Annotated in this window: 20 protein-coding genes; 8 read left to right on the forward strand and 12 right to left on the reverse strand. The window is 49.8% G+C overall.

Translation table 11 applies throughout. The features are described 5' to 3' along the window. Positions 1-8: 8 nt before the first annotated feature. From fusA to fkpA, 8 genes are all read right to left on the reverse strand, one after another. Positions 9-2105 (reverse strand): elongation factor G, encoded by a 2097-nt coding sequence (gene fusA / locus BZG78_RS02560; RefSeq protein WP_025744278.1) that lies wholly within the window; start codon positions 2103-2105, stop codon positions 9-11. A 75-nt stretch (positions 2106-2180) separates the two neighbouring features. Further along, positions 2181-2651: a 30S ribosomal protein S7 gene (gene rpsG, locus BZG78_RS02565; RefSeq protein WP_025673237.1), complete on the reverse strand. Its 471-nt coding sequence runs from the start codon at positions 2649-2651 to the stop codon at positions 2181-2183. A 97-nt stretch (positions 2652-2748) separates the two neighbouring features. Then, on the reverse strand, positions 2749-3123 hold the full coding sequence (rpsL, locus tag BZG78_RS02570; protein WP_025673238.1) for a 30S ribosomal protein S12: 375 nt from the start codon (positions 3121-3123) through the stop codon (positions 2749-2751). A 177-nt stretch (positions 3124-3300) separates the two neighbouring features. Then, positions 3301-3591 carry a sulfurtransferase complex subunit TusB gene (gene tusB / locus BZG78_RS02575; protein ID WP_025744275.1) on the reverse strand — a complete coding sequence of 97 codons (291 nt, stop codon included), beginning with the start codon at positions 3589-3591 and terminating at the stop codon, positions 3301-3303. Positions 3592-3600: 9 nt separating this feature from the next. Continuing rightward, positions 3601-3954: a sulfurtransferase complex subunit TusC gene (tusC, locus tag BZG78_RS02580; RefSeq protein WP_077660302.1), complete on the reverse strand. Its 354-nt coding sequence runs from the start codon at positions 3952-3954 to the stop codon at positions 3601-3603. 9 nt (positions 3955-3963) lie between these two features. After that, on the reverse strand, positions 3964-4356 hold the full coding sequence (gene tusD, locus BZG78_RS02585; RefSeq protein ID WP_077660303.1) for a sulfurtransferase complex subunit TusD: 393 nt from the start codon (positions 4354-4356) through the stop codon (positions 3964-3966). Further along, positions 4353-5075 (reverse strand): transcriptional regulator, encoded by a 723-nt coding sequence (locus BZG78_RS02590; protein ID WP_025744272.1) that lies wholly within the window; start codon positions 5073-5075, stop codon positions 4353-4355. Before BZG78_RS02590 ends, tusD begins: the two co-directional genes overlap by 4 nt. A 129-nt stretch (positions 5076-5204) precedes the next feature. Next, positions 5205-5987, reverse strand: coding sequence for an FKBP-type peptidyl-prolyl cis-trans isomerase (gene fkpA, locus BZG78_RS02595; protein ID WP_077660304.1), 783 nt, complete (start codon positions 5985-5987; stop codon positions 5205-5207). A 126-nt stretch (positions 5988-6113) separates the two neighbouring features. Between fkpA and BZG78_RS02600 the strand changes: the two genes are divergently transcribed. Together BZG78_RS02600 and BZG78_RS02605 are read left to right on the forward strand one after the other, a co-directional pair. Then, positions 6114-7097, forward strand: coding sequence for a hypothetical protein (locus BZG78_RS02600; RefSeq protein ID WP_077660411.1), 984 nt, complete (start codon positions 6114-6116; stop codon positions 7095-7097). Positions 7098-7109: 12 nt separating this feature from the next. Then, complete coding sequence (locus BZG78_RS02605) at positions 7110-7331, forward strand: SlyX family protein (RefSeq protein WP_025744270.1); 222 nt, start codon at positions 7110-7112, stop codon at positions 7329-7331. A gap of 114 nt (positions 7332-7445) precedes the next feature. Here the strand turns inward: BZG78_RS02605 and slyD are convergent, their stop codons facing one another. Genes slyD through kefG form a run of 4 tightly spaced genes read right to left on the reverse strand, consistent with a single transcriptional unit; the run spans position 7446 to position 10574 of the window. After that, the gene (gene slyD, locus BZG78_RS02610) at positions 7446-7937 is read right to left on the reverse strand and encodes a peptidylprolyl isomerase (RefSeq protein WP_077660305.1); all 492 of its coding nucleotides are present in this window, start codon (positions 7935-7937) and stop codon (positions 7446-7448) included. Positions 7938-7987: 50 nt separating this feature from the next. Further along, complete coding sequence (locus BZG78_RS02615) at positions 7988-8191, reverse strand: YheV family putative zinc ribbon protein (RefSeq protein ID WP_025744269.1); 204 nt, start codon at positions 8189-8191, stop codon at positions 7988-7990. Positions 8192-8200: 9 nt separating this feature from the next. Beyond that, the gene (kefB, locus tag BZG78_RS02620) at positions 8201-10000 is read right to left on the reverse strand and encodes a glutathione-regulated potassium-efflux system protein KefB (protein WP_077660306.1); all 1800 of its coding nucleotides are present in this window, start codon (positions 9998-10000) and stop codon (positions 8201-8203) included. Next, positions 9990-10574, reverse strand: coding sequence for a glutathione-regulated potassium-efflux system ancillary protein KefG (kefG, locus tag BZG78_RS02625; RefSeq protein WP_077660307.1), 585 nt, complete (start codon positions 10572-10574; stop codon positions 9990-9992). Before kefG ends, kefB begins: the two co-directional genes overlap by 11 nt. 193 nt (positions 10575-10767) lie before the next feature. On the opposite strand from kefG, the gene BZG78_RS02630 reads away from it, so the two are divergent. The 6 genes from BZG78_RS02630 (at position 10768) to crp (ending at position 16310) form a co-directional block, all read left to right on the forward strand. Beyond that, entirely contained in the window at positions 10768-12696 is a 1929-nt protein-coding gene (locus tag BZG78_RS02630; RefSeq protein ID WP_077660308.1) for an ABC transporter ATP-binding protein, read from the forward strand. Between the two features lie 8 nt (positions 12697-12704). Next, complete coding sequence (locus tag BZG78_RS02635) at positions 12705-13184, forward strand: TIGR02444 family protein (RefSeq protein WP_108743347.1); 480 nt, start codon at positions 12705-12707, stop codon at positions 13182-13184. Beyond that, on the forward strand, positions 13171-14139 hold the full coding sequence (locus BZG78_RS02640) for a hydrolase (protein WP_101494534.1): 969 nt from the start codon (positions 13171-13173) through the stop codon (positions 14137-14139). Before BZG78_RS02635 ends, BZG78_RS02640 begins: the two co-directional genes overlap by 14 nt. Positions 14140-14283: 144 nt before the next feature. Beyond that, positions 14284-14502: a YheU family protein gene (locus BZG78_RS02645; RefSeq protein ID WP_025744266.1), complete on the forward strand. Its 219-nt coding sequence runs from the start codon at positions 14284-14286 to the stop codon at positions 14500-14502. Positions 14503-14558: 56 nt separating this feature from the next. After that, positions 14559-15428, forward strand: coding sequence for a phosphoribulokinase (locus tag BZG78_RS02650; RefSeq protein ID WP_025744265.1), 870 nt, complete (start codon positions 14559-14561; stop codon positions 15426-15428). 249 nt (positions 15429-15677) lie between these two features. Beyond that, positions 15678-16310 (forward strand): cAMP-activated global transcriptional regulator CRP, encoded by a 633-nt coding sequence (gene crp / locus BZG78_RS02655; RefSeq protein ID WP_025673251.1) that lies wholly within the window; start codon positions 15678-15680, stop codon positions 16308-16310. Positions 16311-16327 lie beyond the last annotated feature (17 nt).

A 16327-nucleotide genomic window follows, 5' to 3' on the forward strand; every position in this document is an offset into this window, starting at 1 on the left:
CAAAATAATTAGCTACGCTCAGCAATTAGAGCATCAGCAATGTTCTTCGGCACTTCACCATACTCGCTGAATTCCATCGAGTATGACGCACGGCCTTGTGTTGCACTACGTAGGTCTGTAGCGTAACCGAACATTTCAGACAGTGGCACTTGGGCACGTACGATCTTCAGACCCGCTGGGCCTTCGTCCATACCGCCAATCAGGCCACGACGACGGTTCAAGTCACCGACAACGTCACCCATCCACTCTTCTGGCGTGGTTACTTCAACCTTCATCATTGGTTCAAGCATAACAGGTTGCGCGTCGTGTGCACCTTTCTTGAATGCCATTGATGCAGCGATCTTAAACGCCATTTCGTTGGAGTCAACATCGTGGTAAGAACCATCGAACAAGGTCGCTTTAACGTCGAGCACTGGATAACCGGCGAGTACACCGTTTTTCATTTGCTCTTCGATACCTTTTGATACCGCACCGATGTATTCGCGTGGAACCACACCACCGACGATTTCGTCAACAAAGACGAAGCCTTCGTTTGGCTCTGAAGGTTCGATCTTCAGCCATACGTGACCGAATTGACCACGACCACCAGACTGCTTCACGAATTTACCTTCAACTTTGGTGCTACCACGGATGGTTTCGCGATAAGCAACCTGAGGCTTACCAACGTTACACTCAACGTTAAATTCGCGACGCATACGGTCAACGATGATGTCTAGGTGAAGCTCACCCATACCCGAGATCAGGGTCTGGCCAGACTCTTCGTCAGACTCAACGCGGAAAGACGGATCTTCTGCCGCTAGTTTACCCAGCGCGATACCCATTTTCTCTTGGTCTGCTTTAGACTTAGGCTCAACCGCGATCTGGATAACAGGATCTGGGAACTCCATGCGCTCAAGGATAACTTTTGAATCCATCGCACACAGCGTATCACCCGTGGTCACGTCTTTGAGACCAACACCTGCAGCGATATCACCGGCGCGGATTTCTTTGATCTCTTCACGCTTGTTCGAGTGCATCTGTACGATACGGCCCAAGCGCTCACGCTTTTGCTTCACTGAGTTGTATACACTGTCACCAGAGTTCACTACACCAGAGTAAACACGCATAAAGGTCAGCGTACCTACGAATGGGTCAGTTGCAATTTTGAATGCCAACGCAGAGAACGGTTCTTTATCGTCTGCATGACGCTCAATTGGATTACCGTCTTCGTCTTCACCTTTGATCGCTTTAACGTCGATCGGTGAAGGCAAGTATTCGATAACCGCATCCAGTACCGCCTGAACGCCTTTGTTTTTAAACGCCGAACCACAGGTAGCTAGAACAATCTCGTTATCAAGGGTGCGCTGACGTAGCGCTTTCTTGATTTCTTCTTCGGACAATTCGCCTTCTTCAAGGTATTTGTCCATCAGTTCTTCAGACGCTTCAGCAGCAGACTCAACCAGGAAGTTGTGCCACTCTTCTGCTTGCTCTTTCAGATCGTCTGGAATTTCTTCATAGGTATACGTCATACCCATGTCTTCTTCATTCCAGTTGATCGCTTTCATTTTGATCAGATCGATAACGCCCTTGAACTGGTCTTCTGCACCGATGTTCAAGTGAATTGGCACAGGGTGTGCACCAAGGCGGTTTTTGATTTGATCAACAACGCGCAGGAAGTCAGCGCCCGCACGGTCCATCTTGTTGACGAATACCATACGCGGTACTTCGTACTTGTCAGCCTGACGCCATACGGTCTCAGACTGAGGCTCAACACCTGATGAACCACAGAATACAACCACAGCACCATCCAGCACACGCAACGAACGCTCAACTTCGATGGTGAAGTCAACGTGTCCAGGGGTGTCGATGATGTTTACACGGTGCTGTTTAAACTGCTGATCAGAACCGGCCCAGAAAGTGGTGGTCGCCGCAGAGGTAATAGTGATACCACGCTCTTGTTCTTGCGACATCCAATCCATGGTCGCGGCACCGTCGTGTACTTCACCGATTTTGTGTGACAGACCTGTGTAAAACAGGATCCGCTCGGTAGTCGTGGTTTTACCGGCGTCTACGTGAGCACAAATACCGATGTTACGGTAGTGCTCGATAGGGGTTTTACGAGCCACAATAGTATCCTCTTGCTAAGGTTAACCTTAGAAAATGGGTTTGGCGTGCTCCGAACGGAACACGCCATGAAGGCATTACCAGCGGTAATGTGCGAACGCTTTGTTCGCGTCTGCCATACGGTGAACGTCTTCACGTTTCTTAACAGCAGTACCTTTGTTTTCTGATGCGTCTAGCATCTCGCTTGCTAGGCGCTGAGCCATAGATTTTTCACCACGCTTACGAGCGGCTTCAACCAACCAACGCATAGCCAGGGCATTACGACGCACTGGACGTACTTCTACTGGCACTTGGTAAGTTGAACCACCTACACGGCGAGATTTCACCTCGACCGCTGGGCGTACGTTTTCAAGAGCTTGTTCAAATACAGCCAAGTGCTCTTTACCAGAACGCTCAGCCATGATGTCTAGAGCACCATAAACGATTTTTTCAGCAGTTGACTTCTTACCGTCAACCATCAGGATGTTTACAAATTTTGCCAGCAATTCGGATCCGAACTTAGGATCTGGAAGAATTTTACGCTGACCAATTACGCGACGACGTGGCATGGATTATCTCCGTTGTCTTCTTCAGGTTTTATCCAAAACTTTTCAGTTTTTTCAAAATTCAATTGTTTGAGTGTTTGGCCTTACTTAACGGAATCCATTAAGACTTAGGACGCTTCACACCGTACTTAGAACGACCTTGTTTACGGCCGTTAACGCCTGCACAGTCAAGTGCGCCACGAACAGTGTGGTAACGCACACCCGGCAAGTCTTTAACACGACCGCCGCGGATCAGAACAACACTGTGCTCTTGCAGGTTGTGGCCTTCACCACCAATGTATGAGGTGACTTCAAAGCCATTAGTCAAACGTACACGGCATACTTTACGCAGTGCGGAGTTTGGTTTCTTTGGAGTAGTAGTGTAAACACGAGTACATACACCACGTTTTTGTGGACACGCTTCCAGCGCAGGCACGTTGCTTTTCGCAACTTGCTTCAAGCGTGGTTTGCGGACCAGCTGGTTAATAGTTGCCATTAAATAGCTCCTGATATTACTTAACGTATAAGTGTGAAAAATCTAGCCCCAATACAACAGGGACGCGAAATTTTAGGCGTCGGGGTATAGGGTGTCAAGATTTATACAGAGATCTTTGCATTGTTTGTTTTTCAAGCAGCGCGCAGGGGGCGTTTTCACGCTATACAGGCTAGGGTATTACCATGTCATTTGCGTGACATGCTCGACGCTCAAGCTCACTAATTTGTTCATCTCAATCATCACCGCGCTGGGATGAAGCTTATCGCCGAGTCCTCGAGCGTGAACATCATCACTGAGCAAATAAACAACATGATTCCCGGTAAATAAGCGCGTCGCCCACTCGCTGTTATCTACTCCCGCCAGTACCGCATCACTGATTAGTACAATCACACTGTCCTGATCGATGTAGTTTAAGCACAACGTTAGCGCTTGGTCACGATAGGGAGACGATTTCACGATATGAAGCACGTCGACTCCTTAAAAATGTAGTATACGGTCGCACTCTGACAACCGCTTTTTGACTTGTTCAAGTGCCAGAACTTGAGTGGGTAAGACGGTCTCGGCGTGCTCCAGCCCACGAGATGCCAATGAAGCGCGGCACACATAGATGTTCTCAACGTCACACAGCGGTAGCATTTTAAAACTGGCAATGTAATCGCGGCTCAGGATCTGTTGCGGTTGCTGATCCGCTATAAGTTGTAGAACCCCATCACCAATAAAAAAAACCGATAAGGTATCGCAAAACGCCGAGGTAGCGAGTAACGCATCTAGCCCTTCTCGACCGCTCGCCGACCCGTGGGGCGATGTAGAAAATACAAACCCTATTTGCATGAATCCCTCTTAAAATTGCATCACTCGGTCAGCGGTTAACAAAGCGTCAGCCAATGCGCCTAAGCCTGCCTGAGAGAATCCTTCTGCCAAGGTCGCCGTCGATAATTGATGCTGCGTCGCTTCTTGCTCACTGATAATCCCGCGTCGTAATGCCGCGGCAACACAAGTTTCCAGCGCAACACCGTGATCATGCGCCAACCGCTGCCACGCTTCCACCAAATCAAATTCATCATTTGCAGGCACTGTGGTTGCGACGCCATTCAGTACACCTTCTTGATAGAAGAAGACTTTACTCACCTGGTGCCCCGCCTTTATTGCTGCACAGGCAAACTGATAGGCGGTACGTGCCAACTGTGATCCATACGCTGGCTCAGTCACGACTAACACATAACGCAGACTCATGATTCGATCTCTTCTGTTTTGCGCTGTCTAACGTAAAGATAGACCGTATGTTTCGAGATATTGAGACGAGATGCCACACGATGAATGGCATCTTTAATATCAAAAATCCCTTTGTCATAGAGCGCCATGACTATCTGACGGTTTTTAGTGTTATTAGACACCGTTTTGTCAGCATTGACTTCTTCAACTGTCCGTTCAACGGTTTGATCCACCAGCTCTTCCACGTCACTGGCAAAGTTTACCGACGAGGCCGCTTGTTTGGCGAGATCATCCGGAATGAAGGCTTGTAGTACCTGTGAAAAAGGCGCATCTAAATTAATGTTGATACACAATAGCCCGATGATACGATTATCCCCATTGCGAATCGCTACCGTGATCGACTTCATCAAGGTGCCACTTTTCGCTCGGGTAAAATAAGCCCGTGAAAAATTACGCTCTGAGCCTTCAATATCGCGCAACATCCGCAGCGCAAGATCGGTGATTGGCGATCCCACTTTTCTACCCGTGTTTTCACCATTCGCGATCTTGATCGCTGATTTATTTAAATCGTCTAATGCGTGCAGCACGATTTCACAATGTTCACCGATCAGCGCCGCAAGCCCATCCACTACCGCCGCATAAGACCGCAGAATAACACTGTCTTGTTGATTCAATGGATTAGACTCAATGAGCTCATTTTCCGTCATCACGTTCGCGCCAAAGCCTTCTGTCGGTACCACGTACGCCTATCCTTATTCGACCGTCAATCTAAATATCTCTGCGCACAGTTTAACAGAATTTAAGCCTAAAAATGCAAAAAGCCCCGGCGATGCCGGGGCGGATATTACACAGTCAGACGAGGCTGTCGTTTAGCCTTCGCTCGCCGCGTCTTTTTTGGTATCGTCTTTTATTTCAAGCAGTTCAACATCAAACACCAGGGTTGAGTTGGCAGGAATTGATGCGGTATCTTGATCACCGTAAGCCAACTCAGGTGGCACAACAAAAGTAAATTTAGAGCCAACAGGCATTAGCTGCACACCTTCAGTCCAGCCTGGAATCACGCGGTTAAGCGGGAAGGTAGCTGGCTCACCACGATCGTAGGAGCTATCGAACTGGGTACCGTCAGTCAAGGTGCCTTTGTAGTGAACAACCACGGTATCTTCTGCGGCTGGCTTATCGCCCTCACCCATGCTATCCACTTTGTAAAGTAAGCCAGAGTCCGTTTCTTTAACGCCGTCTTGCTGGGCAAAGTCAGCACGGTATTTTTCACCTTCCGAAATCGCGGCTTCTGCTTTCTCTTTGGCTTGCTGTTGCGCCAGTTTAGTCACGCGCTGATCAAGCGATTGCAATGCCGCTTGCGCTTGCTCATCGGTCAGTTTTGATTCCCCTTGAAAGACATCTTGCACCCCTTGAAGTACCACCTCTTTATCAAGCTCTAAGCCGATGTCTGCTTGTTGCTCTAAGTTAGCGTTGAGGTATTGGGCTAAAGACGCACCGATCGCGTAGGCTGCTTTGTCGTCATCGTTGGCAAACGCTGCTTCCGCTTGTTCGGCAGCTTGATTGGTTTGCTCTACTTTAGCGTCGTCTTGCTGACAGCCGACGGCAAAGGCAACGGTTGCCGCGAGTAGCGACATCTTCATTACTGATTTCATTGGGTACTCCGTTGATGACAAGGATAAATCCTCGTATGGTTGTTACTGACGCATCAACAATGCGAAAGCCTGATTCTATCAATATACTCGTGGTTATATGGCTGCAAACACTGGAACTCAAGCATGATGCCCAAAATCCGCCACATTATTTGCATTTTTATAGTTATTAACAGCTTAACCGGTTGTTGGCAGTCTGGCAAAGAAGCCCAGCGCTGGTCAATCCATCCGGAAGGGGCGACCAGTTTTAGCCTCAGTCGTGACGGCCGTTTTGCCCTGATCGCGTCTGAAGAAACGGATATTGTCCTGTGGGATCTTGTCACTAATCAGCAACTGGCCGAACTCGGTGCGCAAGATCCGGACGCCAATCCGGTCGTTGTTAGTCATATTTCCGATAATAAGCGCTATGCCATTACCACAACAGCACAAAACTTTGCCGTCTGGGACCTCGCCTGGAGCCAAGCTCAAGGGTTATGGTCCATTTCTGAAGGCATCATACGCGATGCCGCGATCAGTAATAACGGTGAAAAATTGGTACTAGCGTTGTCGAATGGAAAAGCACTATTTATCGACTTAGGCACGGGAAGGCGCTTAGAGTTCCTCGCCCACCGCGATAAAATCAATGCAGTCTCGATTTCCCCCAACGGCGCCTATGTGCTCTCAGGTGGCAATGACCATCATGCCTACTTCTGGGATACCCAGTCTGGCCAGATCATCAATGACTTTGCTTATGACCGGCGAGTGAAACAAGTCGCCTTGCACCGTGAGGGGAAGTACGCATTTGTCTCTGACGGTGGCAACCGCGCTGTGATTTGGGCCCTACCCAGTGGCGAGAAAGTCAGTGAGTTGGATATCTTTGCCCGCCAAGCCATTTATGTCAGTGCCCGGTTTTCCGATGATGGTACCTTGCTAGCCACCGGCTCACCGTCACAACGGGTCGAATTGTGGGATGTGAAAACGGGTGAAAATATAGGTCGTTGGCAAGCATTGGCCCAGCCGGATACTCGCCCACCCAGCGCAGTGGTGTATGATGTAGCGATTGATCCAACTGGACGTGTTATTTCAGGTACCTCGGCCGGGATTGCCCAAGCTTGGTTAACCGACGCGCAATAACGAGAGAGCAATATGAGCGAGATAGATAAGTTACAACAGCAAATTGATGATCTTGAGTACAAAGTGGCGTTTCAAGAAGACACGATCGACCAGCTCAATACCGCATTGACGCGACAACAAGGTGATATTGAGCGCATGACGGTCCAAATCCAGTACCTTGTCAGCAAGCTCCAACATGTTGAGCCAGAGAATATTGCTAGCCAAGCTGAAGAAACCCCCCCCCCGCATTATTGAAACCACACCGTATGCGTGACGATTAGCGCGCGGTCACGACGGCCAAATAAAAAAAAGGCGCCAAACGGCGCCTTTTATTCGATGGTACTCATTACCACTTATCTGTCGTCGTGATTAGTGGTCGTGGCCACATTCTTCACCGTCTTGGTGAATGTGCCCGTGTGAAAGCTCGTCTTCAGTGGCTTCACGCACATCAACGATTTCCACTGAGAAGGACAGGGTTTGGCCTGCAAGCATGTGGTTGGCATCAACAACAACTTCATCACCTTCAACCTCAGTCACTTCGACTGGGATCTGGCCTTGGTCGGTTTCAGCCATAAAACGCATACCAACTTCAACTTGATCGACGCCTTGGAACACGTTAGCCGGTACACGTTGTACCATGGCTTCTTGGTAATCACCGTAAGCTTCGTCTGGGCCCACAGTCACTTCAAAGTTCTCGCCTTTTTCACGGCCTTCCAGCGCGCTCTCAAGTCCGACGATCAAGTTACGATGACCGTGTAGGTATTGGAGAGGCTCTTGTGCTGTTGATTCATCAACAAGTGCACCGTCTTCATTTTTTACTTGGTAAGCCAGGCTGACTACCACATCTTTTGCAATTTTCATGCTCGCTCCGAGACCGGAAGGTAAATGGACTGCCGATGATAACGGATCCCCTACTCCGGTTTAAAGATCCCAATGACATTCTCTGCCGACTCGGCGCCAGAGTGTGACTGTTGTGCCGATTCCGGTAACCGACTATCATGGTAATCGCAGCTGACACATTCCACTTTGTCAATGTTATTCTCACGCCACACTCGCAATGTATCGCGTTGTTGGCACGACGGACAGGCAGCGCCTGCGATAAAACGTTTTTTCACATCAACACCTTATTCGTCTCGATTCCAACTTTGATGCCGCTCACTATCACCGCGCATTTCTCGGTCAAAAATTTCTTCCAGCTCTTTGCGCGCTTCTTTAACTCGTGATGCAGTCGCGACATCTTGACTGTGCTGAGGCAATAAATCTTCCAGCACCCGCATGTCGAGTTTACGGAACAATATTTCTGCGCGTTTCGCTTTGTACGGGTGCATGCCTAGGGACTCTAACGTTTGCCGCCCAAGATCCAGCGCGCCCAAAAAGGTTTCCCGAGAAAACTGCTCGACACCGTGCGCCATCAACTGATACGCCTCGACACGACTACGCGCACGCGCCATTACTTTTAGATTAGGGAAGTGATGGGCACAAAGATCAACAATCTCCATCACTTCGTCTGGCGAATCGGTACAAATCACGATCGCTTCAGCCGTCTTTGCACCAGCGGCACGTAATAAATCGAGCTGCGTAGCATCACCATAATACACTTCGTATCCATAGCGGCGTAGTAACTTGATTTGAGTCGGATCACGTTCCAGGATGGTCACCCCAATTTTATTGGCGAACATCAATCGACCGACTACCTGACCAAACCGACCAAATCCGGCAATGATGACTCGCGAGTCAGTCTCAGTGAATGGCGCTTGCGGAGGCAAGGATTCAGGCTCGTTAAAAGTACGCGCAAACCAACGCTGCTGGAGCGAGAGAATTAACGGCGTAGTCATCATCGACAAGCTCACGACCACAAGCAAAAAGGCATTTAATTCTTTATCCAGTAGCCCTTGGCTACGCGCGGCAGTGAAAATCACAAAGGCAAACTCTCCCCCCTGACTGAGCAATACCGCCATTTGACTGCGCGCCTTGGGCGCGACACCAAACGCACGCGCCAGTCCATACAGTAAGCAGGCTTTACCACCGACTAACGCAGCCACGGCACCGATGATCGCCCAGGGATATTCCAGTAAAAGCCCTAAGTCGACCGTCATCCCGACCGCTATAAAAAACAGCCCGAGTAATAAACCCTTAAAGGGCTCAATTGCCGTCTCAAGCTCATGGCGGTATTCACTCTCAGCCAACAACACCCCGGCTAAAAACGCCCCCAGCGCCATCGATAGACCAAGGCTTTGCATGGCCAATGCAATCCCGATGACCAAGGCAAGCGCGGTGACATTAAACAACTCGGTGACGCCACTCATCGCGATCAGACGAAAAATAGGGCGCAAGAAAAAGTGACCGCCGGCCAAGAGAGCGCCAATGCCTAAAAACATCCAGAGGACATCAAACCAACTGCCTGCACTGCCACCGGCCAACGCTGGGATCACAGCCAGTATCGGGATCACGGCGATATCTTGAAATAATAAAACGGCAAATCCAGATTGTCCGGTTTCGCTGCGCATTAAGCGTTGGTCTTCGATGATTTTCATCGCAATCGCGGTAGAAGAAAGTGCCAGCCCCGCCCCGATCACCACGCCTTGTGGCAACGTGAGCCCAGCGAAGACACTTAATGCCCCTATCACGACCCCGGTCAGCACCACTTGACTACCACCAAGGCCGATAATGGGGCGCCACATATTCAATAGCTTTTTAGGGTTAAGCTCCAAGCCAATCAAAAACAGCAGCAGCACCACACCAAATTCGGCAAAATGCAGGGTTGAGTCGACATCATCGATTAAACCCAGCCCCCAAGGGCCAATCACAATGCCTGCTACCAAGTAGCCAAGCACCGAGCCCATACCCAAACGCTGCGCCAAAGGCACCGCAATCACGGCTGCCAATAAAAAGATAAACGCAATGAGCAGAAAGCTATGATCCACGATGTGCCTCCTGCTTCGCTAAAGGGTTAGCCAACCAGTCCGCATAGAGTTCAGCAAAGGCATTGCGATCAGCATCGGTGACGCGGCGCGCCCAGTGAAGAACTAAAGGTGAGACCCAGTGCATGCGGCATAACGCCGCCGTCAGTTCAAAAGGTTGCAATAACTCCTCCATGGAATATTTGTTGTAGCCGATTTTACTGAACGCTTCTGCTGCTCCACCTGTGGTGACCACAAAACGACATGTTTTTCCCGCTAACGCATCTCCCCCTTGCCCATGAGCAAAGCCTTTTCCGAGCACCACATCAATCCACTCTTTCAATAACGCCGGGCATGAGTACATCTGTAGGGGGTGTTGAAACACCAACACATCGGCGTCAGTCACCAACGCACGCTCGTGATGGACATCCACCACAAAATCCGGATAAGCGGCGTAAATATCATGCACAGTGACATTCGCCAGCGGGCGTATCGATTCGAGTAATCGGCGATTGGCGACCGATTCATCCGGATCAGGATGCGCCACAATAACAAGCACCTTGGGAGGGCGTGGGTTGTCCTTCTTATCTTGAGGCATACGCTTCCTTGTCGTTATGATTGGCCAAGCACGCAATCTGTTCTTTATGCCATGTTTTTAACTTTAACATACAAAAAGGCCACCCCCCTGTCTAACCACTCGCGCCACGGGGTGGAATTTGGCAATCTCCGCATCAAGCTGGTATAACGACCGCGCAACGTGCATCCATCAACCCAAGACAGACTGAGTAATCATGATTCGCTTCTCCGACATTCAATTGCTTCGTGGTGGTAAGCCCCTGCTTGACCACACCTCTGCCATCATCGCACCCGGCGACAAAGTCGGCTTGGTGGGTAAAAATGGCTGTGGCAAGTCCAGCCTGTTTGCCTTGCTACGCCACCAACTTTCGCTTGATACAGGGCACTATGATTACCCCAGTCAATGGCAAGTGGCTTGGGTCGCACAAGAAACCCCCGCATTGGATAAAAGTGCGCTGGAATATGTGATTGATGGCGATACCGAATACCGTGAGCTGCAAGACGCGCTGCGTAACGCCGAAGCCAACGATGATGGCAATGCAGTGGCGTTGTTACACGATAAGCTCGATGCGATTGGCGGCTATACCATAGAAGCGCGCGCCGCAAGCTTGCTGGATGGCTTGGGGTTCAGTCAGACGCAAATCCATTGGTCATTAACGCAGTTCTCTGGGGGCTGGCGCATGCGACTTAACTTGGCACAAGCTTTGTTATGTCGCTCAGATTTACTGCTACTCGACGAGCCCACCAACCACCTCGATTTGGACGCAGTGATGTGGCTAGAAAAATGGTTGCAGCAGTACCCGGGAACCTTGGTCTTAATCTCACACGACCGTGATTTTCTTGATCCTGTGGTCAATCGTATCATTCATATTGAGCACGCCAAGCTGAATGAATACACCGGTAACTACTCGGATTTTGAAGGCATGCGCGCGCAAAAGTTAGCACAACAGCAAGCGCAATATGAGAAACAAAAAAAGCAAGTTGCTCACATGCAATCCTACATTGACCGTTTCCGATACAAAGCCAGCAAAGCCCGCCAAGCGCAAAGTCGGATAAAAGCGCTGGAACGCATGGAAAAGGTGCTACCGGCTCAATACGATAATCCGTTTAGCTTTACCTTTTTACCCCCTGATGCATTGCCCACTCCTATTCTTATGATGGATAAGGTGGCCGCTGGCTATAACAAAACGCCAATTATCGAGAACATTCGCCTTAACTTAGTGCCTGGGGCACGCATTGGCCTGTTAGGGCGTAACGGCGCAGGCAAATCAACGCTGATCAAGTTATTGTCGGGCGATTTGCCGGCGATGGCTGGCGAGCTAAGCTACTCTCAAGGGGTGAAAATAGGTTATTTTGCCCAGCATCAACTCGATACCTTACGCATCGATGAAACGCCGCTCCAGCATCTAAATCGCTTAGCACCGACCACTGCCGAGCAAACCCTGCGTGATTTCCTCGGACGGTTTGGCTTTCAAGGTGACAAAGCGTTGGAAAACATTGGCCCTTTCTCTGGCGGTGAAAAAGCACGTTTAGTCCTTGCATTGTTAGTTTGGCAAAAACCGAACTTGTTACTGTTAGATGAACCGACTAACCATTTGGATCTCGACATGCGCCAAGCGTTAACGCTCGCATTGCAATCCTATGATGGCGCGATGGTGATCGTCAGCCACGATCGCTTTTTATTGCGTGCGACAGCCGATGACTTGTATTTGGTGGACAATGGCGCAGTGCTGCCCTTTGATGGCGACTTAGACGACTATCACCGCTGGCTGACCGAACAACAACGCGCTGATCGTGCGGAAAACAAAAAGCAAGCCGCAGACGAAAAACTTGCCCCACAGCAAACGCAGTTAGATCGAAAAGCACAAAAGCGTCGTGAAGCCGAATGCCGAAAACAAACGGCGCCACTACGAAAAAAAATTGACCGTTTAGACACAAAGATCGAACAACTTTCTGCCATTATCGCAGAAGCAGAAAACCAATTAGCGGATCCCGCTATTTACCAGAGTGACAACAAAGCCCGTTTAACGGAGCAATTGCAACGCCAAGCCGATGCAAAGTCGACGCTCGAAGAGGTGGAACAAGAATGGATGGAGCAACAAGAAGCGCTAGAAGCCCTGGAGGCGACATTCAACCAACACTAACGCCTGGGATGGCAAACGCCGCCGATCTTTGGCAGTTTTGTTTGCACCACTATGCTAAGCAAGAGGTCAAACAAGCCTGCCTTAAATTACAAGACGAGCACCAAGGCAATGTGAACCTTGCTTTGTTGCTCGCTTGGATTGAAAGCCACGGTTACGGGCTTAGCCCCGAGAGCCTCACCCAGCTTAAACACGCCTTGAGCCGGTCTGAACATTTGCTGATCGCTTATCGCCATCTAAGGCGCGATCTCAAGCCACGCGTGGGAACCGGCCAATATAAAAAAATGCTCAACTTTGAACTCAGTTTAGAAAAGTTCCAGCAACAAGACTTGATTGAAGTGCTTAATCGTCAATCCTGGCTCACACAAGCCGCGTCTCCCTTGGCCTATTATTGCCGCCAGCTATCCCCCTCTGCCCGTAATCTCTATACACCACTACGGGTAGACCGGCCTGCAAAAGAGGATGGAGCATGCGATGATGACACCCTTTAATCCCATTCCAACTGCCCGTAATGCGCATCTGCAAACCTTACTGCCACGCCTGCTGCGCCGGCAACCGCTTTTTGCGCCTATTTGGCAAGCGTTTGATCTGCCTGACGGTGACTTTGTCGATCTTGCATGGACGCATCATCCCGAGGTAGGACAGCCTATTATTGTCTTGTTTCATGGCCTGGCAGGAAGCTTTGATAGCCCTTATGCCAATGGATTATTGGCCGCTTTTAAACAGCAAGGCTGGTGCGGTGTGGTGATGCATTTTCGCGGTTGCAGTGGCCGTCTTAATCGCGCGCCGCGGACTTATCATTCCGGCGAAACGGAGGACGCTCGGGCATTTTTGACCTATTTACGCCAGACCTACCCGAACAATGAGATTGCCGCTGTGGGAGTCTCTTTGGGAGGAAACATGTTGGTGCGCTACCTGGCCGACTATCAGCATGATCCGATTGTCAGTTGTGGTTGTGCTATTTCTCCCCCGCTCGATTTAGCGGCGTGCTCGACCCGTATTCAACAAGGGTTTTCCCGTGTTTATCAAGCGTATTTGCTACGGTCGATGCGACAAACCTTATCGGAAAAACTTACCCGACACCAAAAAGTGGGCCGGTGGCATGCTGGGGAGCGGCCAAAGATTAAAACTCTGTTCGAGTTTGATCAAACGGTCACCGCACCGCTGCATGGCTTTGACGATGCTCAACACTACTATCAAAGCTGTAGTGGTTTATCTGTCCTTGACGCTATTACGGTCCCACTTGCGATTATCCATGCGAAAGACGATCCCTTTATGACCGACGCAGTAATCCCAACCTCGCCTCTGCCCGCGAATATTGACTATCAACTGAGCGAGCATGGTGGGCATGTTGGTTTTGTTACCGGCAGTTGGCGCCAGCCACAGTTCTGGCTGGAGCAGTCGGTGCCTCACTGGTTAGCCTCACGCCTTTGCTCGTCCCGTTAAAAAGGGACGAGCAAAGCAAAAAAGACCGACGCACATTGATCTACTGCATTGTGTTGAATGATTGGGTAAAATGCGAGCTGATTCACAATATCAGCATCAAGCACCCTAACGTCTCAGCCATAAATCAACAAAAGGTGATGTAGTATGATGGTTCCTTGGCAATCGGTCCCTGAGGAAACACTGACTCGTTTAATCGAGCACTTTGTGTTACGGGAAGGAACCGATTATGGTGAGCAGGAAGTCAGCTTTGCACAAAAAGTGGCGGATGTTCGCCAACAACTGCAATCCGGCGACGCCGTGATTGTGTATTCTGAGTTGCACGAGACAGTGGATATTCGTCGTAAAGAAGCACTCAGATCTTAGCATCGCTGTACGCAATAAACAGCGATACACATTCAGACTGAATGACAGGGCGCGTCATGTCGGCTAAACATCCAATCATCGCGGTCACCGGCTCTTCAGGAGCAGGGACCACCACCACGTCCGAAGCATTCCGTAAGATGTTCCAGATGATGAACATCAAAGCGGCGTGGCTAGAAGGGGACAGTTTCCATCGCTTTACGCGACCGGAAATGGACGTCGAGATCCGTAAAGCACGTGAGCAAGGACGGCACATTAGTTACTTTGGCCCCACCGCCAATGATTTTCCGCGATTAGAGCAGTTTTTCCGTGAGTACGGTGAACTCGGCACAGGCAAATATCGCCGCTACTTGCATACCTTTGATGAAGCGGTGCCCTACAATCAAATGCCAGGGACCTTCACACCATGGCAGGATTTACCCGACAATACCAACGTACTATTTTACGAAGGCTTGCACGGCGGTGTGGTTGATGGTGAGGTCAATGTCGCCCAACATGTCGACCTATTGATTGGTATGGTCCCAATCGTCAACCTTGAGTGGATTCAGAAGTTTGTCCGCGATACCCGCGATAGGGGCCACTCACGCGAAGCGGTCACCGACTCGATTGTGCGGTCGATGGACGATTATTTGCATTATATTACGCCGCAATTCTCACGCACTCACATTAACTTTCAACGGGTGCCGACGGTCGATACCTCCAACCCACTGAACGCCAAAGGCATTCCTTCGTTGGATGAGAGCTTTGTGGTGATCCGCTTTCGAGGGATGAAAAACGTCGACTTCCCTTATCTGCTGCAAATGATCACGGGGTCTTTTATGTCACGGCATAATACACTCGTCGTGCCAGGCGGTAAGATGGGCTTTGCGATGGAACTTATCATCCGTCCATTGATTCAGCAGCTAATCGAAAAAGGCAAGATTGGCTAGGGCGTAGCGCATCTATCGTGTATTACTTCTCAAGCCGTGATCTTAGCCACGTTTTTGCCAGATTTTTAGGCGGTTGGCCTAGATCAAAATCAAGAAATTGCTAACAAAAAAAGATACACTCTTGTTAACATACAGTGAGCTTGTAGCCCGCGCCCAGACTTCGTATTCTGTGCATAGATCTGGTGGGTTACCCCTCAGACAAAGATAGGACGTTGTTGCCGGGCAACACATGCAGAGGAAATAAGTTATATGGTTCCAGGAAAACCTCAAACAGACCCTACACTCGAGTGGTTCCTTTCACATTGTCACATCCACAAGTATCCGTCTAAAAGCACGCTGATTCATGCAGGCGAAAAAGCGGAGACCTTGTATTACATCGTGAAAGGGTCTGTCGCCGTTCTAATCAAAGATGAAGAAGGCAAGGAAATGATCCTGTCTTATCTTAACCAAGGTGATTTCATCGGTGAGCTAGGCCTTTTCGAAGATGATCAGGAGCGTACCGCTTGGGTTCGGGCTAAGTCTCCTTGTGAAGTGGCAGAAATCTCATTCAAAAAGTTCCGCCAACTGATCCAGGTTAACCCCGATATATTGATGCGTTTGTCCTCACAAATGGCGCGCCGTTTGCAAGTGACCAGCCAAAAAGTGGGGGATCTTGCCTTCCTGGACGTCACGGGCCGTATTGCGCAAACCTTGTTGAATTTAGCGAAGCAACCCGATGCCATGACGCACCCTGATGGCATGCAAATTAAGATCACACGTCAAGAAATTGGCCAAATCGTTGGCTGCTCGCGTGAAACCGTGGGACGTATTCTTAAAATGCTGGAAGAGCAAAATCTTATTTCAGCCCATGGTAAAACCATCGTGGTATACGGTACCCGCTAATCACAGCGCTCTCTGTA

This window comes from Salinivibrio sp. MA351 (genome assembly GCF_001996065.1).
Classification (GTDB): domain Bacteria; phylum Pseudomonadota; class Gammaproteobacteria; order Enterobacterales; family Vibrionaceae; genus Salinivibrio; species Salinivibrio costicola.